Genomic DNA, 23410 nt, shown 5'->3' on the forward strand with positions numbered 1-23410 from the left:
GTGTGCGCGCTTTTAATGGCTTGGGACAAACGCTGCGCACAAAGGCATAGCTGGCGCGTGTCGGAGAATACATTGTTGACTTGGGCTTTTCTTGGTGGTGCGTTGGGCGGCAAGTATGCTCAATGGGTATGCAGGCACAAAACGTCCAAAGAGCCATTTCGGTCTTCTCTGAATGCTTTGGTGTGCTGGAACACTATTTTGTATCTGGTCGCTATTGTTCCGCCTTTGAGAGAACGAGCCTTGTTCGTTCTGGGCAACTTACTGTTTTAAACGTACGCTTGGATGAGTTGGAATTCTGCGTTCGGGTAAAATGAGAAAGTGCCCCATGCCCCAAACCACCTTCACGATCTCAACCCACGGCCAGGGTCTTTATGAATTCACCCGCGAGGTGACAGGCTGGGTGGCGGAGCAGGGGATTTCCACCGGCCTGCTCACCCTCTTCATCCGTCACACCTCGGCGAGCCTGCTTATTCAGGAAAACGCCGATCCTGAGGTGCAGACCGATCTGCGGAATTACTTTTCCCGACTGGTACCGCCCACCACAGATCCTAGCATGTCTTACCTCACCCACACCTATGAAGGCCCCGATGATATGCCTGCGCATATCAAGGCGGCGATGATGCCGGTGAGCCTTAGTATTCCGGTGGTAGACGGGCGTCTGACCTTGGGTACATGGCAGGGGGTTTACCTTTTTGAGCACCGCGACAGGCCGCATTCACGTGAGATTGCCGCGCATTTATGCCCCTGACATGACCAAAAAACCGCAACATGCAGCGGTTTCATTTCCCCTCTACCCAAAACTTTGCGGACGCCCTATAGTCACGGTAGATACTTGGGCAGCAGACCCATGATCAACAGAGGCAGAGAAGAAAAGGGGAACGGCCGATGCGCTGCCCGTTTTGCGGAAATATTGACACTCAGGTAAAGGATTCGCGGCCTGCGGAGGATCACGTTTCGATCCGGCGGCGGCGGTTTTGTCCGGCCTGCGGGGGACGGTTCACCACCTATGAGCGCGTACAGCTGCGTGACCTGGTGGTGGTTAAATCCAATGGACGCCGTGAGGATTTTGACCGCGACAAGCTGGAACGCTCGATCCGCATCGCGCTGCAGAAGCGCCCGGTGGAACCTGAACGTGTCGAGCAAATGATCTCGGGCATCGTCCGGCGATTGGAGTCGCTGGGTGAGACGGACATCCCGTCAAAGACCGTGGGCGAGATCGTCATGGAAAGCCTGGCGCGGATCGATACAGTGGCTTATGTGAGATTTGCCAGTGTTTACAAGAACTTCCAGGCCGCAGATGATTTCGACAAGTTCGTTAGCGAACTGCGTCCGAACACCGCTCCAGAGGAAACTTAGGTCACGTGCACGAGGCCGACATCCGGTTTCTAAAGCTGGCTCTGGCGCTCGCGCGTCAGGGTACCGGCACATGTTGGCCCAATCCAAGTGTCGGCTGTGTGATCGTCAAAGACGGGCGCATCGTAGGCCGTGGGCGCACTGCGCCCGGAGGACGACCTCATGCTGAGCGGGCGGCGCTAGATCAGGCTGGCACTGCGACGCGCGGTGCCACGGCCTATGTCAGCCTTGAACCCTGTTGCCACCATGGTCAAACACCGCCTTGTGCAGATGCGCTGATTGAAGCCGGCATCGCGCGCGTCGTGGTGCCTATTGTAGATCCGCACCCGAACGTATCCGGGGGTGGGTTTGAGGCTCTGCGCACTGCCGGGCTCATTGTCGAAACCGGTCTTTTGGCGCAAGAGGCGGAAGACGTATTATCAGGCTTCCTGACGCGGGTGCGTCTTGGGCGACCTTGGGTAACGCTCAAGCTTGCCACGTCGTTTGACGGTCGGATTGCAACTGCAAGCGGGCACAGCCAATGGATCACGGGGCCAGAGGCAAGACGGTGGGTGCATGCCATGCGCGCGCGCCACGACGCCGTGATGGTGGGGGCGGGCACGGTACGGGCCGATGACCCATCCCTGACCGTGCGAGACCTCGGCGTGACACATCAACCGGTGCGGATCGCTGTGTCGCGCCGTCTCGACCTGCCCCTGATGAGCAACCTGGCGCGCACAGCGCGTGACGTGCCGGTCTGGCTGTGCCACGGACCGGATGCAGATGCCTCGCTGGTCGAGGCATGGAATGGCGTCGGGGCAGAACTTTTGACTTGTCAATTGACCGGCAGACAGCTCAATCTGACATCAGTTTTGATGGAGCTTGGCCAAAAAGGGCTGACGCGCGTGTTCTGCGAAGGGGGCGGCGCATTGGCCGCCTCACTTCTGGCCGAGGGGCTGGTGGACGAATTGGTGGGCTTCACCGCAGGCCTTGCCATCGGGGCTGAAGGACGGCCCGGCGTGGGGGCGCTGGGACTGGATCGGCTGGACAATGGACGACGCTTTCGATTGGTGGAAAGCCGTGCTGTTGGCAGTGATGTCATGCATCGCTGGGTCGCCCAACACGAGAGCGAATAGGGAACGGAAAAATGAGGGTTTTGCGCGCATTGCTCCTTGCTGGCTTACTGGCAGGACCGGTCCTATTGGGTGTCTCGGCACCGGCCACCGCGCAGACCAGCTTCAACGAGGCGGTTGAACTTTGGTTGCAGGGCAATGACCGTGACAGCCTGCCGGCACTCGCAGTTTTGGCACAGGCCGGAGACAGAAACGCACGCATTTTGCTGGCCCGAATCGAAACATTCGATCGGGGCCCATCCCCGTTTCGCTTTTCGCTCAGCGGGGCAGAGCGGCGTGCGCTTTTCCGGCAGGTGCCGCCGAATGAAATCTTCGGCAAGAGCTGGCTTAAAGTTGAGGCCGAGCGCGGCAACAAATTGGCAGAGAGATTTTTGAAATCACGCCACCCCACGCCGGATCTGGGTCTGATCAAGGACCTCTGGGATGCTGGAGAAGGGCAGGCGACGGACTATCCAACACGCGTTATCGCACTTTACGGAAATGCCGAACAAAAACAGGCCTTGCTGGAAAGCGGGCTTGTTACGGATAGCCTTGCCCCGTTTCTCGAATATTTATCCGGCGAACCTGAGCCGCGTGGTGATGGTTTGGCGGCACTTCGGTTGATTACAGGGGAAAGTAAAACCGACATCAACCCCGGCAATCCACAAGCCTTTGGCATGGCAGGTTTTCTTGCATTGGGGTTTGGCTTTGGCGACGCGTCGCCTGACAATGCATATCGCGAAGACGTGGAAAAATGGGTTTTGGAGAACTCGGCAACCAGACCGATTGCTGACTTGTGCAACGAGGCATGTTCACAAGAGGCTGGCGCTTGCGCCTATGCATTCCTTGCGCTCTCAGGCGGCTATTTTGAAGTCATTCGTCTGGACACCCCCTATCAATCACTTATCTCGCAGCAGCAGTTTCTGGAAAGTCCCCGGGCGCGCATCATGACGTTGCGCCGCGTGGCCTTGGCGCGGGTTGAGGCGAACACGCGTGCGCTGGCCACAACTGAGCAGATTGCAGAAATTTCGTCTTGCGCGGCGGATTTGGTGGCGGCGGAACGTGCGCTTTACAAGTGACGCCCAAGATCAGCGCCACAGCCCCGCATAGGTCGCAAACACACCTTGCAGCTTTGACAAAAGCCGGTTGGCTGCGCCGGGATGCGGGATGTCACCTTTGGCGAGTCGATCCAGCACAATCTCAACCGGGCAGGCCTGATCCGTGACCGGATCAAAGTAGCGCGGATAGTCGATGAGGGCCGCATGCACGAGCCCATGCAGATGGGGTCGCGCGCTGCGACGGGCAGGGACGTCACCTAGATCATTCGTCAGCCCCCAACCGGCATAGAAGGGTGCACCGGTGGTTGTAACCGGGACCCCTCTGAGCAACGCTTCGAACCCCATAAGCGACGTCATGGTCCAGACCTCCTGAACCTCTTTCAGAACCGTATCCGGGTCGGTCTTGGCTAAAGAAACGGCTCCAAGCTCATCAAGTGAGGCTTGTGGCACCTGCCCATCCCGCAGCCCTGCCTCGACATCTGGGTGAGGTTTGTAGAGCACGACGGCATCAGGATTGTCGGCACGTACCCTTTGCAGCAGAGCAAGATTGGTGTTGATGTCACCGGCCCCCTTGAGGATCGACGCATCATCTTCGACTTGGCCGGGCACCAGAATACGGTGTCCTTCAGGCAGGTCCGGCGCATCGCCAGAGAGATTGTATTTGCTCAGACCCAACGCGCGAATCTGCGCAATCAATTGTTCTGCGCGGCGCTCCTGATCCGGGCGCAGCTCTGCGCGCTTGGCAATCCAGTGTTCCAGGCGGCTTTCGCTGGAAGGATCATAGTAAATCCCAAGGTCATCGCAGACCAACGATAAGGCGGGGACAAGTTCCGCGCCTAACCCGCGGGAGCGCAGAAATCCGTCTTCTACGCGGGTGGCCTCTGGGACCGCGTCCGCTTGGCTGGCCCAGACCATATGAGCGCGACCTGTGGTAGAAGCTTTGCGTGAGGCGCGTTCTGCATCATTTTGAAATATAATGCTCTTTTGTGATCCAAAAAACGCTGCAATGGCTTGCGTTTCCACAATCGCATACCTGTTGCAACCCACCCCTCCTGGTCCTCACGCCAAGCTCTCGTTCGGGCTTCCAGCGTTGCCAGCACATCCTCCAACTCGCACAGACGGTCCCGATACGGATCGTACCAAATCGGATAGAGGATCATCGCAGCGGCAAAGAGTTGTGCTTTGCTCAGGTTTCGACCGCGTCGGGCCAGTTCCAGAGGGTGACGATCCTCTGTCAGCCCCCAGCCTGCATAAAACGGCTGCCCAAAGACACGCGGTTTGTGGTCGGCGTAAATTGCCTCAAAACCGAGCTGAGAAGACACGGTGTAGACGCCAATGGCCCCTTCAAAGAGCGTCCAGGGACTGATCGGGTCTGAGAAAAGCGAAATCCGGTCCGTTTCGTCGTCCTTGCTGAAGTAACCCGGACGATGACCTGCCAGTGTCTCGGGATGGGTCTTGATCAGGACGCGTGCGCCCGGATGATCTTCTTGCGCGCAAAACAGCATTTCGCGGAATGAATTTGCATCGGCCCTGCCATGCGCAACAGAGGCATCACCATGGGTCTGATCGATCACAAGCACATAACCCGGCTCGGGTGCAGGGGTATCCAGCGCAAAGCCGCTGTATTTCGTCAGATGCGCTTCTTGCAGCCGGGTAATGGCGGCGCGTGCTCGGTTCATCAGCGCGGTGTCATCCAGAGGATGGCTGGCCAGAAGGGTTTCCAGATCAGAAGGCCCCGAACAGTCAAAATGCACGCCGGTATGGTCGATGTTGAGGCCCAGCGGCGGCTCGCCGTCGCGGCCGGGGTGCAAGGATCGCAAAAATGCGTCTTCCACCCGGATCAGCGCCGCGCCGGTGGCTTCGGCCACAGCCTCGCCGCGCCGGGCATAAGGTGAACGGCCCCAAACGGCGATCTGGTCCTCGGGCCCTGGTTTGCCAAGCTGCAAGGGCAACCCGGCGAGTTCCATGATCCGGCGGATTTGCTTTTGGCGCAGAAAACCTGCGTTAAAATAGACAACCCGCCCAGGCCTTGCGTCTTGGGCGGGGTCTTGGATGTCTGGTTGTGGCATTAGTTGCCGCTGAGCGTATCGCCTGCGGTCGAGACAGATCCCACAGCGCCCAACGTACCTGTCAATGCGCTGATCACCTTGCTCCATTGGGTGAATGGCGCTTCTGTCACGTAAAGCGTGTCCTCGTCGCGAATGGCAAAGTCACGCGCCATGAAAAGCCCGTTCGGTTGTGTCAGATCAAGCACATAAACCACACGCTGCGCCCCGATCAGATCGGTCCGGCCCAGCACCTGATTGGCGATCTCGGCAGGCTCGTTGCGCATCACGAAGACACCGGTGGGATCAGCCGTGTTGGTGTTCAGACCACCCACCTGTGCCAGTGCTTCCACGGCGGATATGGTAGGAGACGGGAAGGGCAGGCGGGCCTGACCTCCTGTGGCCCCCAAAGCGGTAAAGGCGCGGGTGTCTTCTTCGACAAGAATGCGGTCGCCATCGCGCAGGGCGATGTCGAAATTAGGATGGTTGAACAGATCCTGGAACCACACTTTGGAGCGCATATTGCCCCGAATAACAGTGACTTGCGCGATCTCAGGCTGGATTGTCACGCCACCGGCATTGGCCAGCATGGTCGACAAGGTCCGCGTCGGGCGCTCGATGGGGTAAACCCCCTGACCGCCCACAGAACCAATCAGAGACACGGATGCCCCATCACCTGCAAGGCGGCGCACCTCGACCTGCGGATCGGGTGTCTGCTCATCCAGCTTTGAGGTAATCACACGGCGAATGGCCTCGGGCGTGTTGCCTGCCGCGCGAATGCGCCCGGCATAGGGCACAAAGATAAAGCCCGCACCATCCACCTGCACCTCTTGCAGGACAGTCTGGTTCACACCTTCTCCAGCCAGAAGACCGTCATCGACGTTTTCCCAGATCGTCAGGCCCAGCGTATCGCCGGGCCGAATTGTGTCAGAGCCGACAAGACCTGCATTTTTGAACTCATCCGAAAAGCCCAGTGTTGGCTGCACAGCGGTGGCTCGTGTCACCCGGTCATTTACGCTCACAACAAAGGCGTCGCCGGATTGCTGCACCGAGCCTGCAAAGATTTCGCTCTTGTTTGGGCCAGAGCGGGGCAAGACGCCACAGGACGCCACGGTGCTCGCCACAAGCACAATAGCGACGGACTTCGCCCATCGTTTGGATTGGATTTTCACTGCCCGGTCTCCTCGACCTGTTTTTTTACTGCCTCAGTATTTTCGCCTAAGGTAATGGGGTCTTTTGAAAAAATCCAGCCTGTGCCGCTGCGTCGGCTATTTTACGACATATAACTGTTGCCGGGGTGCCGCGGTGCCCGAGATCAGCGCATCGTAGGGATCATCGGCGCTCAGCATCATATCAACAGTCTGGCGCAAAAGCTGTCGGCGGCCGCGTGCGGAATAAAACCCGCCTGCCACCTGGCTGGTTTCCAGCAGATAACGCCGGTAATCGGCATAGGCTTTGCGATCCGGCCGCTCAGCTCCAGCAAAGAAGTCGCGCAAGGGTTTGGTCGAGGTGAATTCCGGCTTGGCATAGACCGCCTGACCAAAGGTTTTAAGCGGAATACCGCGCCACAGAACCTGTTGGGCGGCTGTGGAATTAACCGTCACGGCGCTGCGCGCTTCATCCAGGAGCTGCGCCAGCTTGCCGCCACGCACATAATGCACGCGATCCTCGATATTATACTTTTTTGCCAGCCTCTTAAGCTCTGGCTGGATCGGTGCACGCCCGTCTTCCAGAGGATGCGCCTTGACCACGAGATGGTGATGCTGCGGCGCACCCTCGGCAAAGCTTTCGGTCACCGTTTCCAGAAAATCGGTCATCGTCGAAAAGGGCGAATGCATTTGGAACGACGCGTCATGCTCCAGCTGCAGCAACGCCAGGTGATAGGGGAACCCGCCATGGCGAATGCGTGATGTGGCGATACGGCGTTCAATCGCCTGCGCTGGCATCAGCAACAGACGTTTGAGATAGAGCTTGAACTCCTGCCCCACGCTCAACGCGCGATGGGGACGGAAATTGCGGTAGTTTCCGTTCAAAAGCAGAACGGCGCCGTGATAAACAGCGCCATAAAACACATGCTGGCGCATATCACCCCAGGAGGCCGGGGGCAGGGCGCTGTCCATATCAGAATTCTTCAGGGCGGTGCGCATATCGTCCACGCTCATATGCATCAGCCGTGAATGCCCGTTCGAGCCGCCGCGCTCATAAGTCACCCAATAAGGGCGCATGTACCCTTCTTCAAAGACATGCACAGCCAGACCAAGCGCCTTGGCCTCTTGCACGGCATGGGCGTGGATGGGGCGCGTGTCGCCGTAAATGACAATGTCGGTCACACCCTTTTCGGCCACAAGATTCCGGAACGTGGGGCGCCAGTCGGTCTGCGTGCCATTGAAAGGGATGTAGCTGTCCTTGTCGCGCCAGAAGAGTGCGTCACCTGCATTGAACCCCACGCGCCACACCGACGCGCCGGTTCGTTTGAGCATATTGCCCAAACGCGCAAAAAAGGGCCCATGAGGACCCTGCAAAAACAGGAAGGTTCGTTGGCCTACAGACGGCACACTCATAAACACTCGCCTCTTGTCACGTTTCACGCGCTGCTCATTTTTGTCATTATTACAGCAGGATTAAGGCAAAATTAAGGCTGAATCCATGGGTGTTTGCCTCTCAACATGTCTTGTCATGCCAGTTCCCGCGCTTTAGGTGCAAAGGGGCAAGTTGGGAGACATGCGATGTTTACAGGCATTGTGACCGATATGGGAGAAATCCGGCAGGTTGAGCAACGCGGTGATCTGCGGGCCCGCATCGCCACGCGCTATGACATGAGCCGCGTTGATATCGGCGCGTCGATTTCCTGTGATGGAGTGTGCCTGACCGTGGTGGCCAAGGGCGCGGATTGGTTTGACGTGGATGTCTCGGCTGAGACCGTGTCGAAGACCAATCTCGGCACATGGGCGGCGGGGCGTACGGTCAATCTTGAACGTGCTCTGCGCGTCGGCGATGAGCTTGGCGGGCACATTGTATCAGGGCATGTGGATGGCTTGGCCGAAGTGGTGGAGGTCCGCGACGAAGGCGACAGCACCCGCGTCAGCCTACGCGCGCCCGATAGCCTCGCGCGGTTCATCGCCCCCAAAGGGTCGGTGGCGCTGAACGGAACATCTCTGACTGTGAATGAGGTTGAGGATCTGGTGTTCGGGATCAACTTTATTCCGCATACCAAAGAGGTGACAACCTGGGGCCGCGTGGCCGTGGGGGATCAGGTCAATCTGGAGATCGACACGCTGGCACGCTATGTGGCGCGCCTTGCGGAAATGTCGTGAACACAAGGGTTTAGGCCCAGATATCCCCGATTGTGAAGCCTTCCTGAAACGGATCGGTCGGATCAAGCGTGTAGTTCGACATGCCATAGATCCACCCCTGACCGGAGAGTGTCGGCACGATGGCCTCATATCCGGCCACGTCTGTCAGTTCCTCGATCCGTCCCGTGAAGTTCGTTCCCAGCGGTCCGGCATGCACATAGTCCTGTCCCGGCTTAAGCAGCCCGCGTTTGTGCAAGACCGCCATGCGCGCGCAGGTGCCTGTCCCGCAAGGTGACCGATCCAGGGTACCGGGCAGCGCATGAGGCCGCGCCGGATCAAACCCGCCGGTGGACACGGTGACGGCGTTCTTCCCATCTGTGTCGGGGTCAGTGGGCGCACCGTAAAGCTGGCTGATCGTGGGGCCGGTGATGTCGGGGTTTTCGGGGTGCGTCACCGGCAGTTGCGCACGTGCGGCGGCCAATATGCGCTCGGAGGTTTGCACAATCTGCGCGCCGTTCTCTGCCTCCAGCGATACCCCAAGCGCATCGGCATCGGCCATGACGTAAAACATCCCGCCCCAGCCGATATCAACCGTGATCCGCCCCAGCCCCTCGACCTCCAGCGACGCGTCCAGATGCATCGCAAAGGCCGGGACATTCTTGAACGTGACACGCGTGACTTTGCCATCTGCGCAGTCCGCTCTGACGCGGATCAGCCCTGCCGGCGCTTCGAGGGTCAGCTCAGTCACAGGCTCGACCATCGAAAGCATGCCGGTCTCCAAAAGGACCGTGACCACGCAGATTGTGTTCGATCCCGACATGGGCGGATATTCCGTCTGCTCCATGATGATGAACCCGGCATCGGCATCGGGGTGACAGGGCGGCACGATGAGGTTGGCGCAGAGTGCAGGTTGCCCACGCGGCTCGCGCAGCATGAGCTTGCGAAGATCATCTACATGCGTTTGCATGTACTGCATCTGCGCAAACACCGTCTCGCCTTGCAAAACTGGCGCACCGGCGGTGATGACACGCCCCGGTTCGCCCTCGGCATGAGCCTCAACAGCGGTGATCACTCGGGATGTACGCATATGTCCCCCGGCTCAGTCATTGTCCGTCAGACCCGCGCCAGCGCCGCTGAGACGGCTTTCCTCGGTTTCAGGCGCATAGGTGCGCTGGGCGAAGGCCGTCAGAGTGGCGGTCGTTTCTGCTGACATGTCCGCGCGGTAACAGCGGGTCAGCCGCGCGCCTAGCGTGGGTTTGACCTCTGGGATGGTCGCAGGCGACAGGCGCACCCACTCTGCCCTTGACGTTTGCCGCGCATTCTTTGGGTCATCAAGATAGGTCTCACCATCCGCGCGGGTGAGTGTCAGGCCTTCCCAGCTGAGGGACAGCGCCGCACCGGTGCGATCAGCAGCCCAAACCGCGTAAGGGATCAAAAGCATAGGCTGCAGCACAGGGCCAAGCGACAAAGACGCACCATTGGCCCAGTCAGAGGCCAGATCACACAACACGGCACCGGTCGTAATCGGGCAGAGCGCGCCACTTTTGGCCGTCCAGGTCTTTGAAAGCGAAGCAGGTCCCAACTCAGATGTGGCAACGCCATCGGTCTGCGTCAAAAGCTGGGCCAACGCTGCAGCGCCCGGCCATCCTGCGGCAGAGGTCCAGCGTGTGGCCTTGCCTGCTTCTTCTGCCAGCCCCCAGCTATAGCCCGCGCCTCGCGCGGCCTTACGCGCGAGACCTTCCACCTCGTTCAGGGACCAGCTCATTGCGCCGCAATGGGCAGAGGCGGCAAGGTCCAGTCGTCGCTCGCCTGCGCCAACTCGTGGGGGAAGGGCGCGTGCTGGTACATGTTGATCCTGAGCCAGCGGTCTGAGCGGGGATCGAAATGGCAAGCGCCAAAGAAACTGAGTTTCAGGCGCAGCATGTCGATGGGCAACATCTCGGCGCTCAGGGTATTGTCGCGGATTTCGGCGTAAGGCAGGCGTGCTGCGATTTGCGCGCGGCGGGTCACATGGCGATGCTCGGGATGGGCCAGAAGGAAGGCTGCCACGGTGGTCTCGTCGGTCTGTTTCAGCGCCGTGTAAAGACGTGTCGCATCTCGTCCCGGACCAAGAGGTTGCTCATAAGGCTCAATCGGCTCTTCAAACCGCTCGCCAAGGCGCGGCTCCAGCTTGGCCTCTGACACATACCAAACGCGCGCGTGGCTCTCCGGCGTGTCCCAATCAATATCCAGCGCCCAGCCATAGACATCCTCAAGGATGGTTTGCAACGTGGCCACGGACATTGTGCCGTCAATCGGAAAGGTCATATGCTCGTCAGTGGCCATGCAATCGGTCAACCCGTCAACAAGGTCACCATACGGCTCTAGCAGCAGTGCGGCCAGCTGTTCCTGCCCTTCCAAGGACAATTCAGTCTGCGCCCAGACCCAAAGCCGGTTCCAGGGTTGATCAGAGGTCAGATCAACCGTTTCCACATGCGCCTGCAGCGCCGCCATATCCGAGCGTAATGCGTTTAACTTCTTGATTTGAAGGGGATGTTCTGACCTCCATGCATTCGCATGAATTTTGGCGCGCGCAACAAAGCGACGAAGGGCCTGCACGTCTGTCACTGTGGCCTCAGGCAGGGACCGCACCCGGGACAGCGCCTCTTCGCGCGCGGCAATCCAGGCGTTGAGCAAGGCAGGATGGGTGACCAGAAACGGCGCCATGCCGAGGCCAGTGGAATTGCCAATGCCAAACCGTCGCCGCAGGTTCGGGTCGAGCGGCACAGCCCTTTCGGGTGCTCTCATACGGGCCATATGCTCGACGAGATCCATCACGAAAGCGCGGGTCAGAAACACCGACAGCATCTCGATCTGAAAGGGGCCAGCACATTCCGGACGGTGGCGTGTTTGCTCGCGGTCCGCCGCGCCGAACTTGCCCGAACCATAGACGGCGGTGGTGCGCATCAGATATCCGACATCGCCCACTTTGGTCTCATCCGGCTGTTGCCCCGAGGCCAGCGCCTCAACCACGTGATCCCATAGCCGCACAGACCGGTTGGCGCGCGACAGGCTCAACTCGCGGTCGCTGACGCGTCCGGCCTCTTGCAAGGGCACGTTTTGCGACAGCCGCGTGATATCATCTTGCGTTGGCACGCCGTCAAACAGGGTGAACGTGGCATCCCAAGCAGTCGCAATCACCCGGTCAGAGCGCTGCTCGGGGGGCAGATCATGGGCAAAGGCCAACAAGGAATAGGTGCGGTCCGGCCCCTTGGCCGTGTAGACCGCGTGGCCCTCCCCATTTGCGTCAATGTCGAAGACAGGGACGTCAAATTTCCACGCCTCACGGCTCAGCCGCCGCAACAATTGCCGCATAAAGCTCAGCCGACACTGATGCGCCGAGCCAAGCCGCGCCAGCGTCATGACCTCATTGGGGTCGCGAGGTGGGATCACTTCAACCATCTGACGGCACAAAGTTTTTCTCAAAGAACCGGAACCAGTTGTCCCCCATAATGTCCGCAATTTCCCGCGCGTTAAAGCCCACCTCTTTCAGCCCCTCTTCCAGTCGCGGAAAATCGGCATTGGTGTGGAACCAGTAAGGTTGCTTGGGAAAGCCCGGATTGGCGGCAGAGCCTTCGCCATAGTCGATTTCCTTGGTCCAGCGTCCCACGCGCATCCATTCCACCACGCTGTCAGGCTGGTTCTGACACAGGTCAGACCCGATGCCGAAATGCGTTACGCCATAGCGTTCTGCCGTGTCGGCAATCATCTGACAGAACCCTTTGAGCGTGCAGTCGCTGCCCCCGGCCAGGTGATGCGGATAGATCGAAAAGCCCATCATCCCGCCATTTTGCACCACGGCGCGGATCACGTCATCGGGTTTGTTGCGGCGCGCGGCATGCCAGTCAAACGGGTTGGCATGGGTGATCGCGATAGGCCGCTCGGAATGGTCCGCCGCCTCAATGGTCGACCGGTCGGCGGAATGCGACATGTCAACAACAAGCCCCACGCGGTTCATCTCTCGGATCACCTGCTTGCCCATGCGCGTGAGGCCGGGGTCCTCGTCCTCGTAACATCCCGTCGCGAGAAGCGACTGGTTGTTATAAGTCAGTTGCATAAACCGCGCGCCTAGGTCGTGCCAGACTTCAACGAGGCCGATGTCGTCCTCAATCGGCGAGGGGTTCTGAAAGCCAAAGAAAATCGCCGTGCGTCCGGTGTCATGGGCCAGTTTCACATCACTGGCCCAGCGACCCTTCATGATCAGATCAGGATGTTGTTCGAACCACCGGTTCCACTGTTCCACATTCAGAACCGTTTCGCGGAAATTTTCGTGGTAGGAAATGGTGACGTGCACCGCATCAAGCCCGCCCTCTCGCATCTGGCGAAAGATGTCTTCCGACCAGTTGCAATATTGAAGGCAGTCGATGCGATAGGTCATTTTGGCACCCCTGATGAGATATAGGCCGTCTTGACCACTGTATAGAATTCGCGCGCATGAATGCCCTGTTCACGCGGGCCATAAGAGCTATCGCCGCGCCCGCCGAACTGCACGTGATAATCGGTGCCTGCGGTGGGTAGGTTCACTGTGACCACACCGGTTTGCGCATTCCGACGGAAGTGGTTGGCGCGGGCGAGGGATGTGGTGACAATGCCTGAGGTGAGGCCGAAATTGGTGTCATTCACAACGTTGAGCGCCTCGTCATAGCCCGAGACCTTGATCACCGCTGTGAGCGGCGCGAACATCTCTTCGCGGTTGATGCGCATGTCGTTGGTGCTGTTCAGGAAAACACCGGGGGACATGTAATAGCCCTCATGCGGCATCTCCAGCCGTGCCCCGCCGCAGGCCAGCTCTGCCCCTTCGGATTTGCCCAGCTCAACATAGGCCAGGTTCTCATTCAGTTGCTGTTCAGAGACCACCGGCCCCATCTGCGTGCCGTCCTCCAGCGCATGGCCGACTTTCATCGCCTTGGCCCCGGCCATGAGTTTCTCGACAAAGGCGTCGTGGATGCCCTCATGCACCACAAGGCGCGAGGAGGCCGTGCATTTCTGTCCAGTGCCGCCAAATGCGCCGCCCAAGGCCAGAGTGACCGCCAAATCAAGATCGGCGTCCTCCATCACGGCCAGTGCATTCTTGGAGCCCATCTCAAGCTGGAGCCGAGTGAAATTCGCTGCTGCTGTCGATGCAATCTGGCGGCCTACTGGCACGGAGCCGGTAAAGGAAATCGCCTGAATGTCAGGGCTTTCAATCAGAGCCTGACCAATCTCGCCGCCCGCGCCCATCACAAGCTGAAAGAGGCCCGGTGGGATGTCCTGCTTGGCAATAATCTCGGTCAGGGCCACAGCCGAGGCCGGCGTGATATTGGCCGGCTTCCAGATCACCGCATTGCCATAAGCTAGCGCCGGGGCAATCTTCCAACTCGCTGTGGCCGTTGGGAAATTCCAGGGGCTGATGATCGCCACGGTGCCCACCGGCTCGCGGCGCACGTCAATTTCGATATCGGGGCGCACGGAGTCGGCATTCTCGCCCAACTGGCGCAGCACTTCATGGGCGTAATAGGTGAAAAACTGCCCCGCGCGATAGACCTCGCCTTTGCCCTCCGCAAAAGGCTTGCCCTCTTCGCGGCTCAAAAGCGTGCCCAGGTCCTCGGCCCGCGCCATCATCTCGGAACCGATGGCATGCAACACGGCCTGTTTGCGCTCCAGCCCATGGCTGGCCCAGGTGATTTGCGCCTCCTTGGCGGCGGCAATGGCATCATTCAACTGCGCGCGGCTGGCCTGCGTAAAGTGGCCGATCACGTCGCTCAGATCAGAAGGATTGCGGTTTTCGACCTCTGATGGGCCGCTGACCCAGTTCCCTGCGATATAGTTCTGTTTCAGCTCAGCCATGTGATGTCATCCCGTGAGTGGTGGAGTTTCACTTTTTTCTTATCCTGCGAATTAAGGCAAACGAGAAATTGTTTAGGAAATTTCAGATTTTCTGTATTCAGACATGCGCAAGGCGAATGTTCTGATTGCGAATGACCTCTGTCAAAGCCACCGCGGCAGGGGACATGTCCTGATCCGGCGGTGTCAGCATCCAAATCTCGCGCCGGAGCGTTTTGTCCGACAGCGGCAAGAATGTCAGGTCATCCCCGGCATCAAACGCGGCCAATTCCGGCAAGACGGTCACGCCCATGCCTGCGCGCACAAGGCTCAGGATCGAAGCTGTGTTTCGGACATGTAGCGTGGCGCTATCCTGAATACGGCGAAATTCTGGATCAGGGATCAATTGCCCCAGATCATTGGCAATGAAAGGCGTGTCCTGAAGGTCGGACCAACCCAGATCGTCCCAGTTTTTTGTCAAAGGATGATCTGCGGGACAGATGACACCAAACCGGTCAGAGAACAGCAAGTGTCGTTCGAACCGTGGCAACGGACGCAGGCTGGCCAGCGCAATATCGACGCGCCCTGCCTGAAGCTCGTGGCCGATGCTGGCGCTGTCAATGTCGCGCATGTCGATGCGCACATCCGGATGGTGATTGGCAAAGCTGCGCAGGACATGCGGCATCAAAACTTTGGCCACAGAGGGCGTCACAGCCAATCGCACATGACCCGCCTCGGCGCGCGACAGCCCCTCAATCGCAGCCACAGTGCGGTCGAAATGATTGAGCTCTCGTTTGGCTTCGATGCGCACCAAATCGCCCAGCCGGGTCAGGTGCGACTTGCGCCCCGGTTTGAACAGCGGCGCGCCGATGTGATCTTCCAGTTGTTGCAACATCATCGACACCGCAGAGGGTGTGCGCCCAAGCTCTTTGGCCGCATCACTCAGGTTGCCGCGGTCGGCCACAGTTAGAAAACAGCGAAGCATGTCAATTTTGATTGCCATTTTCACTTTATCTGAAAATTAGGAGTAGAATTCAAGTCAGGCTGAACTCTTTTGCGGTCAAACAGCCATAGTCGCCGCCACAGCGCGCTTCCACGCGGCATAGCGTGTCTCGCGCAGTTCATTGTCCATGGCGGGTTCAAATCGCTCATCCAGCGCCCAGGCCTTCGCAAAACCTGCTTGATCCGGGTAAACTCCAGCCTGCATCCCCGCGAGCCACGCGGCCCCAAGAGCTGTGGTCTCCAACACCTTGGGCCGGTCCACAGGTGCGCCGCTGATATCGGCCAAAAACTGCATGGTCCATCCCGACGCGCTCATGCCGCCATCCACGCGCAGCACCTGATCGGCGTCCGAGGCATTCCAATCGGCTGTCATTGCCTCCAACAGGTCGCGGGTTTGGAACCCCACGCTTTCCAGTGCGGCCCGCGACAACTCTGCCGGGCCGGTGCCACGGGTAATCCCGAACAGGGCCCCGCGACAGTCTGGGTTCCAATAGGGAGCCCCCAGACCGGTAAAGGCCGGGACAAGAATGGGCGACTGATGAGGATCCGCGGCATCGGCAAGGCTTTGGGTCTCGCCAGCCTCCTTAATGACCTTCAGCTCGTCCCGCAGCCATTGCACAACAGCCCCCGCGATAAAGATCGACCCTTCCAGTGCATAGGTTGGCTTGCCGTCTAACTGATACGCGATAGTTGTGAGCAACCGGTTTTGCGAGCGCACCGGCGTGCCGCCGGTGTTCAAAAGCGCGAAACATCCCGTGCCATAGGTCGATTTCATCATGCCCGGAGAAAAACACGCCTGTCCGACCGTCGCCGCCTGTTGGTCCCCTGCGACCCCGAGGATCGGAATTTCGCGACCAAAAAGGTCGGCGCGTGTGCTACCATAATCAGCGGCACTATCGCGCACCTCGGGCAGCATCTGCATAGGCACATCCAAAAGCGCACAAATCTCCTCGCTCCAGGCCCCTTTGCGAATGTCATAAAGCAGTGTGCGTGCGGCATTGGTGGCGTCTGTGGCATGCACCTTGCCGCCCGTCAGCTTCCAGATGAGATAGCAATCCACCGTGCCAAAAAGCAGATCGCCCGCCTTGGCTTTGGCCCTCGCGCCCTCAACCTGATCCAGGATCCAGGTCAGTTTTGTGCCCGAGAAATAAGGGTCAAGCAAAAGCCCCGTGCGCTCGGTCACCATCTCTTCGTGCCCGGCCTCTTTCAAAGTACGACAAAACTCCGCGGTGCGCCGGTCCTGCCAGACAATAGCGTTGTGAATGGCTTTGCCGGTTGAGCGATCCCAGACCAGTGTCGTTTCACGCTGATTGGTGATGCCGATGGCGGCGATATCGGTTGCATTGATGCCTGCAAGTTCAATCACCCCACGGCAGGTGGCGGCGGTGGTGGCCCAGATGTCATCCGGATCATGCTCGACCCAGCCGGAATTGGGGAAATGCTGGGTGAATTCCTCTTGTGCTGTGGCGGTGACGTTAAGCCTATCGTCAAACAAAATGGCCCGGCTGGAGGTCGTGCCCTGATCAATTGCGAGGATATGGGTCATGGTCTTGGTCCTTTGTCGCGCGCAGCGAACCATGCAGGCGTGGTAGAGTCAAAGCAAGATGCACGCACTTAGGCCACAGGCGCGGACAAGGCCTCGACCAGTGGCGCGAACCATGTCCAGTTGCGTGCCGCCGTGTCCCGCACAATCAGGCTTTTCTTGCGATAAAACACCGGGGCATCTGTGGGTAAATGCAAACGCATTTGATCAACATATGGTGCCGCCAAAGCGCGCGGCAGATAGGCAGACCCGCCATGTTCCAGCATGTGCTGCAATGCCCACCAGGAGCTGTCAAAGCTGATCCGTGCCACTCCGGCATGGTGGTAAAATTCATCATGCTGCTGGCGATACTCCGCGCCGTGATCGACAAAGATGTAAAGCGGATCGTTGTCGATTGGCGTGTCAGGTCGGTCGGAGTAAAGCACTAGCTCTTCGGGAGGAAGCGGATGCACCGTCTGCGACCCGCGCGCCACCTGATCATAGGTCAGGATCACGTCCACCATCCCCTCGGCCAGCCAGCTTTCCAATTCCGCCGCACTGCCCTGACGCACCGCCACGGCCATGTCATCGCGCCCGCCCACCACGCCGTTGAAAAACGCCCGTCCCGGCCCGTGCCACAGCTCGCGGTCACAGCCAAAAGTGCAGACTGAGGCCAGACCAGCGGGCAGGGCGGTTTCATATTTCGCCTGCCGCCACAGCCCGGTCATCGTGCGCGCATAGCGCAGGAATTTCGCGCCTGCAGGGGTCAGGGTCGTGCCGGATTTCTGCCGATTGAGAAGTTGCTGGCCCAACGCGTCTTCCAACGTCTTGAGCCGGGCTGTGACAGTTGATTGCGTGACGTTCAGCTCTTGTGAGGCCCGCACGAGGCTTCCGGTGTCGACGATGGACAGAAAGGTTTGGACGGCGGCAAGGTTCATATAAGTGGCTCGGTCAATAATTCGAATAATCCGAACTTAATCTGCAAAACAATTCGATTTCAAGAATTGTCATTCCGTGCCAGACTGGGCGTGTTGAGGGGATCGACCCTCGTTACAGCCTTTGGGAGGAGGACACGATGGTCGAGAGCTATTCCATGTTGATCGGTGGGGCGTGGGCGCAGGCCAGCGATGGCGGCACGTTTGAGACGTTCAACCCGGCTACTGGCGCGGTTTGGGCGCGGGTGCCCGAGGCCACGGCAGAGGACGTGGATCGCGCTGTGCAGGTGGCGCATGCCGCCTGCTATGACGGGCCTTGGGCGTCCATGACGGCCACCCAGCGTGGGGCGTGCCTGCGCAAGCTGGGCGATTTGCTGGCGGATCGTTCTGAGGCGCTAGGCGAGATCGAGACGCGCGACAGCGGCAAGATGTTCAAGGAAACCCGCTGGCAGGCCAAGTATATCGCTGAATTTTTTTACTTTTACGCCGGTGCGGCGGATAAGATCGAGGGCAAGACCCTGCCCATCGACAAGCCCGACATGTTCGCCTTTACCGAACGTGAGCCTTTGGGCGTGATTGCCGCCATTGTCCCCTGGAACAGTCAGCTTTTCCTCACAGCGGTCAAAATCGGCCCGGCTTTGGCGGCGGGCAACACCGTGGTGTTGAAAACGTCCGAGCATGCGCCTGCGGTGATCCTGGAGTTTGGCAAGCTCATCGCCGAGGCGGGTATTCCCGATGGTGTGGTCAATATCCTGACCGGGCATGGCGATCCTTGCGGCAAGGTCCTCACATCGCATCCTTTGGTGGCGCGGGTGAGTTTCACCGGTGGCCCCATGGCCGCGCGGCATGTCATTCACAACTCGGCGGAAAACTTTGCCGAAGTCAGCCTGGAACTGGGTGGAAAATCGCCCTTCATCGTGTTCGAGGACGCGGATATCGAAAGTGCCGTTAACGCCAGTGTGGCGGGTATTTTTGGCGCGTCTGGGCAATCCTGTGTGGCAGGAAGTCGGCTTATCGTACACGAGAATGTCGCCGACCAATTCCTTGAAAAGATGTCAGAAATTGCCGCTGGCATTCGCATTGGCGATCCCATGGCGGAAGAGACCGAAATGGGCCCGCTTTGCACCCATGGGCAGCTTGAGCATATCGAGGCCCAGGTGAAGGGCGCCGTGTCTGAGGGCGCGCGTCTGGTCTGTGGCGGGGCGCGGGCGGATGCGGCAAGCGACATGTTCTTTCAACCGACGATTCTTGATTGCCCGTCGCCCGATCTGACCATCGTGGACACAGAGCTTTTTGGACCGGTTCTCAGTGTGTTGCGGTTCAAAACTGAAGCAGAGGCACTGGCCTTGGCCAACCAAACCAAGCACGGCCTCGCAGCAGGGATATTTACCCGCGATTCCGCGCGCTCGGTGCGTATGGCACGCAAGGTCCGGGCCGGGATTGTCTGGGTGAATACCTATCGCGTGATCTCTCCCATTGCCGAGTTCGGCGGCGTCAAAGGTTCCGGTTATGGCCGCGAGAGCGGGTTTCAGGCGGTCTACGACTACACCCGCCCCAAGACGGTCTGGGTGAACCTGTCGGACGCACCCATGGCCAACCCGTTTCAGATGAGGTGAGCGATGGCCCTCGACGACACGCTCCAACATGCGTTGCAAGCCTGCCGCGCGCCGGCGGCAGAGGCGTATTCCATCCCGCCACGCTGCTACACCGATGCGACCGTTGAGGCGCTGGAGGTTGAGCAGCTCTTTCGTCAAGGTTGGATTGGGGTTGGCCGCGCGGATCTGGTGAAAGCGCCGGGCGATTTTGTAGCACTTGATCTGGCCGGGCAGGCGATCATCCTGTTGCGCGACATAGATGGCGGGTTGCGCGCCTTTGCCAATACCTGCCGCCATCGCGGCGCGCGGCTTGTCGAGGGGCAGGGCACCTGTCGCGGCCTGCGCTGTCCGTTTCATTCGTGGTTCTATGGGCTGGACGGGCGGCTCGTCGCGGCACCTGAGATGGATGCGGTAGAGGGGTTTGACAAGGCCGATTATGGTCTCAAAACCTACCGCGCCGAAGAGCGTCTGGGATTTGCTTTTATCTGCCTCAATCCCGACGCGCCCGCGCTCGATACGGTTCTGGCTGAGTTCCCGGCTATTCATGCGCCCTGGCCACTGGAGAACCTTGTCACCACGCGCCGCCGCGAGATGGTCGTGGGCTGCAACTGGAAGGCCTTTCTGGAGGTCTTTAACGAATATTACCACCTGCCCTTCGTGCATGCAGACTCGATTGACGACGTTTATCTGCCACCCGATGTGCCCGACCCGGTGCAGGGGGCCTTTGCCACGCAGTTCGGCCCAACTGAGGGCACCGGCGGGCTATTGCAGGACGAACAAGACAAGGCGCTCCCGCCCATGCCGGGGCTTTCGGGCCGCGCCGCAGAGGGCGTGCGCTATACTTGGGTCTTTCCAAATATGACATTCGCCGCAGGGCGCGATGCGCTTTGGGTCTATGAGGCTTATCCGCTGGGGCCAAATCAATGCCGCGTCATTCAAACTGCGTGTTTCCCACGCGAAACGCTGGACCTTACCGGCGCGGATGAGGCTCTTGCCGCCTACCATATTCGGCTCGATGCCGCGATTGATGAGGACATTCCGGCGTTGGAAAACCAACAACGCGGTCTTGCCTCGCCCGATGCGGCGCAAGGGCGGTTCCAACCACTTCTAGAGGCCAATGTCGCGCGGTTCGCCGCGTGGTATTCCGACACACTTTTGCACTCGAAAGGGGAGAAGACATGAAATTTCATCTTGCCATCAATCTGGAGCGGATGACCCCGGACACAGATATGAAAGCGGTGCGCGATCATACGCTGGATATGGTCAAAATGGCCGATGCCGCCGGGTTTGAAATCGCCTGGGCCGCTGAGCATCACGCGCTTGAGATGACCATCGCGCCCAACCCGTTTCAGATCCTGGGCTGGTGGGGCGAGCATGCCAAAAACATCCGTCTGGGTGTCGGTGTTGTGAATGCGGCCTACTGGCATCCCATCAACCTGGCTGGCGAGGCCGCGATGCTTGATCTGCTCAGTGACGGACGGCTGGAATTTGGCATCGGATCAGGGGCTTATCAGCGAGAGTTCGACCGAATGAAACCTGGCCTCGATCAGAAAGACAGCTGGCGCTACATGCAGGAAATGCTGCCTGTGGTGCAAAAGCTCTGGGACGGTGACTATGCCCATGACGGCGAATTCTGGCAATTCCCGAGTGCGACGTCCTGCCCCAAGCCGGTTCAGTCGGACGTGCCTGTCTGGGTGGCCGCGCGCGCGCCCATTACCTTTGACTATGCGGTTGAACATGAATGCAATATCCTGAGCTGGCCGCTCACCATGCCGATGAGCGAGGTGGAAACCTATGCCAAAAGGCTCAAGGATGCGGTCGACGCGGCTGGCAAACCGTTCAAGGGCACATGGGCCATAATGCGCCACACTGCTGTCTACGAGACAGAAGCCGATCGTCAAAGTGCGCTGGGCTCGCTACGCCACGTGCTGGGGCAATTTGGCAATCTGATGATGAAACGTGGTAAGGTGATCAACGGCTTCCCCGAACAGGTGCCCCTGGAAGAGCTGGATGGCAATGCGCGCGTGGACCCCGAGATGCTGGAAACCAACCTGATGTTCGGAAGCCCTGCGCAGGTGGTTGAAAAACTCAAAGCGCATCAGGCTCATGGCGCGGATGCCTTTGTTTACTATGCCTCGATGGGGGCCGATATGGACCTGCAAAAGCGCAGCTTGCAGCTTTTCATCGACAAGGTCATGCCGGAATTTGCGGCGCAGGAGCTGGCTCATGCCGGTTGAGATAAGGCGCACGCTTCTCGTTGAACAGACCACCTATCGGGAAGGCTGGAAAGAGGTGACTGAGCCAACCAAGCTTATTGCTGCGATCGCCATCATCCGTAACCCGTGGTTCGGACGCGGGCATGTCGAGGATATGGGCCCCGAGATCCGCGAACACGGCCCCGTACTGGGTAAGCTGCTCACCGAAATGATCATGCAGGCCACCGGCGGTGCGGTTGAGGGCTACGGCAAGGCGTCGGTGGTCGGCATGGGGGGCGAACAGGAGCACGGACAGGGGCTGACGCACACGCTGTGGTTCGGCAATCAGTATCGCGATGCGGTGAAGGCCAAGAGCTATATGGTTTTTGCCAACACGCGGGGTGGGGCGGGAACGTCGCTCGTCATTCCCTTGATGGACAAGGATGATGGTGGCAGGCGTTCGCATTATCAGACCATCCATGCCAGCGTACCGGATGCGCCAGCCGAGGACGAGATCATCATTGCTCTAGGGGCTTCAATGGGCGGCCATCCCAATCACCGGATCGGAGATCGCTATGCGGACCTCGAAGAGATGGGGCATGATCTGGATAACCCGGCGGGTGTATGATGTGGAACGGCACTGCTTTTGACCTGAGCGGTCCCGAAGATGCGCCCGTTGTGGCGCTGATCCACGGGCTGGGGCTCAACCGTCAGATCACCTGGCACGGCGTGCTGCCTGGGGTGTCGTCGCGTTACCGAGTGTTGAGCTACGATCTACTGGGCCATGGTCAAAGTGCTGTGCCGGAGGGCGAGGTCACATTGACGGCGCTCTCACAGCAACTCGTTGATCTCATGGACCATCTGAAAGTTGAGCGGGCTGCTTTGGTGGGCTTTTCGCTCGGCGGCATGATCAACCGGCGCGTGGCGCTTGATCATCCCGAGCGCGTGTCGGCGCTGGCGATCCTGAATTCTCCGCATGAACGCGAACCGGAAGCGCAGGCGATGTACGAAAAGGCCGCGCGCGACAGTGCAGCGGGCGGGCCAAAGGCTACCGTAGATGCCGCGCTGAAGCGGTGGTTCACCGAAGAGTTTCACGCACAATACCCCGATACGGTGGCCCGCGTACGCCAGATTGTCGTGGCAAATGATCCGGCAAACTATGCCGCACACCGCTACGTTCTGGCGGCGGGTGTGACCGAACTTATCCGCCCTGATCCGCCAATAGATGCACCTGCATTGGTCATGACCTGTGAGCATGACAGCGGCTCAACTCCCGCCATGAGCTGGGCCATCGCGCATGAGATGGCAGAGGCTCAGGTCGAGATCGTGCCGGACCTGCGGCATCTGGGGCTGGTTGAGCGGCCGGAGGTGTTTGCGGAGGCTGTGCTGAGGTTTTTTGAGGAGGCGATGTGACACTTTAGATGAACGATGCCTTTGGTCCGCATCCAGCATCTGTGCAAACATGCGCCTTTGCTAAGGT

21 protein-coding genes and 1 pseudogene are annotated in these 23410 nt (G+C 59.3%); 11 read left to right on the forward strand and 11 right to left on the reverse strand.

The features are described from left to right. From RZS32_RS12995 to RZS32_RS13015, 5 genes are all read left to right on the forward strand, one after another. Positions 1 to 270 (forward strand): DUF1294 domain-containing protein, encoded by a 270-nt coding sequence (locus tag RZS32_RS12995; RefSeq protein ID WP_317057910.1) that lies wholly within the window; start codon positions 1 to 3, stop codon positions 268 to 270. Positions 271 to 325: 55 nt separating this feature from the next. Then, the gene (locus RZS32_RS13000; RefSeq protein WP_317057398.1) at positions 326 to 748 is read left to right on the forward strand and encodes a secondary thiamine-phosphate synthase enzyme YjbQ; all 423 of its coding nucleotides are present in this window, start codon (positions 326 to 328) and stop codon (positions 746 to 748) included. Positions 749 to 885: 137 nt separating this feature from the next. Continuing rightward, entirely contained in the window at positions 886 to 1356 is a 471-nt protein-coding gene (nrdR, locus tag RZS32_RS13005) for a transcriptional regulator NrdR (protein WP_317057399.1), read from the forward strand. 5 nt (positions 1357 to 1361) lie between these two features. Further along, positions 1362 to 2468 (forward strand): bifunctional diaminohydroxyphosphoribosylaminopyrimidine deaminase/5-amino-6-(5-phosphoribosylamino)uracil reductase RibD, encoded by a 1107-nt coding sequence (ribD, locus tag RZS32_RS13010; protein WP_317057400.1) that lies wholly within the window; start codon positions 1362 to 1364, stop codon positions 2466 to 2468. 11 nt (positions 2469 to 2479) lie between these two features. Then, on the forward strand, positions 2480 to 3523 hold the full coding sequence (locus RZS32_RS13015; protein ID WP_317057401.1) for a hypothetical protein: 1044 nt from the start codon (positions 2480 to 2482) through the stop codon (positions 3521 to 3523). A 9-nt stretch (positions 3524 to 3532) separates the two neighbouring features. Here RZS32_RS13015 and RZS32_RS13020 read toward each other — a convergent pair. From RZS32_RS13020 to RZS32_RS13030, 3 genes and pseudogenes are all read right to left on the reverse strand, one after another. Then, positions 3533 to 5571, reverse strand: a pseudogene (locus RZS32_RS13020) (capsular polysaccharide biosynthesis protein). Then, positions 5571 to 6719, reverse strand: coding sequence for a polysaccharide biosynthesis/export family protein (locus tag RZS32_RS13025; protein WP_317057403.1), 1149 nt, complete (start codon positions 6717 to 6719; stop codon positions 5571 to 5573). Before RZS32_RS13025 ends, RZS32_RS13020 begins: the two are co-directional and overlap by 1 nt. Positions 6720 to 6815: 96 nt before the next feature. After that, entirely contained in the window at positions 6816 to 8108 is a 1293-nt protein-coding gene (locus tag RZS32_RS13030; protein ID WP_317057404.1) for a capsule biosynthesis protein, read from the reverse strand. Positions 8109 to 8273: 165 nt separating this feature from the next. Here RZS32_RS13030 and RZS32_RS13035 point away from each other — a divergent pair, with 165 nt between their 5' ends. Continuing rightward, positions 8274 to 8861: a riboflavin synthase gene (locus RZS32_RS13035; RefSeq protein ID WP_317057405.1), complete on the forward strand. Its 588-nt coding sequence runs from the start codon at positions 8274 to 8276 to the stop codon at positions 8859 to 8861. Between the two features lie 10 nt (positions 8862 to 8871). Here the strand turns inward: RZS32_RS13035 and RZS32_RS13040 are convergent, their stop codons facing one another. The 8 genes from RZS32_RS13040 to RZS32_RS13075 form a co-directional block, all read right to left on the reverse strand. Beyond that, on the reverse strand, positions 8872 to 9927 hold the full coding sequence (locus RZS32_RS13040; RefSeq protein WP_317057406.1) for a proline racemase family protein: 1056 nt from the start codon (positions 9925 to 9927) through the stop codon (positions 8872 to 8874). Between the two features lie 12 nt (positions 9928 to 9939). Beyond that, positions 9940 to 10605, reverse strand: coding sequence for a DUF3726 domain-containing protein (locus RZS32_RS13045; RefSeq protein WP_317057407.1), 666 nt, complete (start codon positions 10603 to 10605; stop codon positions 9940 to 9942). Next, positions 10602 to 12281 (reverse strand): hypothetical protein, encoded by a 1680-nt coding sequence (locus tag RZS32_RS13050; protein ID WP_317057408.1) that lies wholly within the window; start codon positions 12279 to 12281, stop codon positions 10602 to 10604. The genes RZS32_RS13045 and RZS32_RS13050 overlap by 4 nt, the downstream gene beginning before the upstream one ends. Continuing rightward, positions 12274 to 13257 carry a membrane dipeptidase gene (locus RZS32_RS13055; RefSeq protein WP_317057409.1) on the reverse strand — a complete coding sequence of 328 codons (984 nt, stop codon included), beginning with the start codon at positions 13255 to 13257 and terminating at the stop codon, positions 12274 to 12276. Before RZS32_RS13055 ends, RZS32_RS13050 begins: the two co-directional genes overlap by 8 nt. Further along, entirely contained in the window at positions 13254 to 14705 is a 1452-nt protein-coding gene (locus RZS32_RS13060; RefSeq protein ID WP_317057410.1) for an aldehyde dehydrogenase family protein, read from the reverse strand. The genes RZS32_RS13055 and RZS32_RS13060 overlap by 4 nt, the downstream gene beginning before the upstream one ends. Positions 14706 to 14802: 97 nt before the next feature. Next, on the reverse strand, positions 14803 to 15684 hold the full coding sequence (locus RZS32_RS13065; protein WP_317057411.1) for a LysR family transcriptional regulator: 882 nt from the start codon (positions 15682 to 15684) through the stop codon (positions 14803 to 14805). Positions 15685 to 15741: 57 nt separating this feature from the next. Further along, a complete protein-coding gene (gene glpK / locus RZS32_RS13070; protein ID WP_317057412.1) occupies positions 15742 to 17229 on the reverse strand; it encodes a glycerol kinase GlpK in 1488 nt (495 codons plus the stop codon). A 68-nt stretch (positions 17230 to 17297) separates the two neighbouring features. Next, on the reverse strand, positions 17298 to 18143 hold the full coding sequence (locus RZS32_RS13075; protein WP_317057413.1) for a LysR family transcriptional regulator: 846 nt from the start codon (positions 18141 to 18143) through the stop codon (positions 17298 to 17300). A gap of 137 nt (positions 18144 to 18280) precedes the next feature. Between RZS32_RS13075 and RZS32_RS13080 the strand changes: the two genes are divergently transcribed. Genes RZS32_RS13080 through RZS32_RS13100 form a run of 5 tightly spaced genes read left to right on the forward strand, consistent with a single transcriptional unit; the run spans position 18281 to position 23343 of the window. Next, positions 18281 to 19756, forward strand: a complete 1476-nt coding sequence (locus RZS32_RS13080; RefSeq protein WP_317057414.1) for an aldehyde dehydrogenase — start codon at positions 18281 to 18283, stop codon at positions 19754 to 19756. A gap of 3 nt (positions 19757 to 19759) precedes the next feature. Beyond that, on the forward strand, positions 19760 to 20917 hold the full coding sequence (locus RZS32_RS13085) for an aromatic ring-hydroxylating oxygenase subunit alpha (protein WP_317057415.1): 1158 nt from the start codon (positions 19760 to 19762) through the stop codon (positions 20915 to 20917). Then, entirely contained in the window at positions 20914 to 21972 is a 1059-nt protein-coding gene (locus RZS32_RS13090; protein ID WP_317057416.1) for an LLM class flavin-dependent oxidoreductase, read from the forward strand. Before RZS32_RS13085 ends, RZS32_RS13090 begins: the two co-directional genes overlap by 4 nt. Beyond that, positions 21962 to 22558 (forward strand): amino acid synthesis family protein, encoded by a 597-nt coding sequence (locus RZS32_RS13095; protein ID WP_317057417.1) that lies wholly within the window; start codon positions 21962 to 21964, stop codon positions 22556 to 22558. Before RZS32_RS13090 ends, RZS32_RS13095 begins: the two co-directional genes overlap by 11 nt. Beyond that, on the forward strand, positions 22558 to 23343 hold the full coding sequence (locus RZS32_RS13100; RefSeq protein WP_317057418.1) for an alpha/beta fold hydrolase: 786 nt from the start codon (positions 22558 to 22560) through the stop codon (positions 23341 to 23343). The genes RZS32_RS13095 and RZS32_RS13100 overlap by 1 nt, the downstream gene beginning before the upstream one ends. The last annotated feature ends 67 nt before the right edge of the window (positions 23344 to 23410 follow it).

Origin of the sequence: Roseovarius sp. W115, assembly GCF_032842945.2 — a bacterium.
Lineage (GTDB): Bacteria > Pseudomonadota > Alphaproteobacteria > Rhodobacterales > Rhodobacteraceae > Roseovarius > Roseovarius rhodophyticola.

Coding starts and splice junctions, on each gene's coding strand:
- RZS32_RS13000 (WP_317057398.1), top strand. CDS start 326: ATGCCCCAAACCACCTTCACGATCTCAACCCACGGCCAGGGTCTTTAT.
- RZS32_RS13015 (WP_317057401.1), top strand. CDS start 2,480: ATGAGGGTTTTGCGCGCATTGCTCCTTGCTGGCTTACTGGCAGGACCG.
- nrdR (WP_317057399.1), top strand. CDS start 886: ATGCGCTGCCCGTTTTGCGGAAATATTGACACTCAGGTAAAGGATTCG.
- RZS32_RS13100 (WP_317057418.1), top strand. CDS start 22,558: ATGTGGAACGGCACTGCTTTTGACCTGAGCGGTCCCGAAGATGCGCCC.
- RZS32_RS13045 (WP_317057407.1), bottom strand. CDS start 10,605: ATGAGCTGGTCCCTGAACGAGGTGGAAGGTCTCGCGCGTAAGGCCGCG.
- RZS32_RS13095 (WP_317057417.1), top strand. CDS start 21,962: ATGCCGGTTGAGATAAGGCGCACGCTTCTCGTTGAACAGACCACCTAT.
- RZS32_RS13035 (WP_317057405.1), top strand. CDS start 8,274: ATGTTTACAGGCATTGTGACCGATATGGGAGAAATCCGGCAGGTTGAG.
- RZS32_RS13090 (WP_317057416.1), top strand. CDS start 20,914: ATGAAATTTCATCTTGCCATCAATCTGGAGCGGATGACCCCGGACACA.
- RZS32_RS13050 (WP_317057408.1), bottom strand. CDS start 12,281: ATGGTTGAAGTGATCCCACCTCGCGACCCCAATGAGGTCATGACGCTG.
- RZS32_RS13075 (WP_317057413.1), bottom strand. CDS start 18,143: ATGAACCTTGCCGCCGTCCAAACCTTTCTGTCCATCGTCGACACCGGA.
- glpK (WP_317057412.1), bottom strand. CDS start 17,229: ATGACCCATATCCTCGCAATTGATCAGGGCACGACCTCCAGCCGGGCC.
- RZS32_RS13040 (WP_317057406.1), bottom strand. CDS start 9,927: ATGCGTACATCCCGAGTGATCACCGCTGTTGAGGCTCATGCCGAGGGC.
- RZS32_RS13030 (WP_317057404.1), bottom strand. CDS start 8,108: ATGAGTGTGCCGTCTGTAGGCCAACGAACCTTCCTGTTTTTGCAGGGT.
- RZS32_RS13055 (WP_317057409.1), bottom strand. CDS start 13,257: ATGACCTATCGCATCGACTGCCTTCAATATTGCAACTGGTCGGAAGAC.
- RZS32_RS13085 (WP_317057415.1), top strand. CDS start 19,760: ATGGCCCTCGACGACACGCTCCAACATGCGTTGCAAGCCTGCCGCGCG.
- RZS32_RS13080 (WP_317057414.1), top strand. CDS start 18,281: ATGGTCGAGAGCTATTCCATGTTGATCGGTGGGGCGTGGGCGCAGGCC.
- RZS32_RS13065 (WP_317057411.1), bottom strand. CDS start 15,684: ATGGCAATCAAAATTGACATGCTTCGCTGTTTTCTAACTGTGGCCGAC.
- RZS32_RS13060 (WP_317057410.1), bottom strand. CDS start 14,705: ATGGCTGAGCTGAAACAGAACTATATCGCAGGGAACTGGGTCAGCGGC.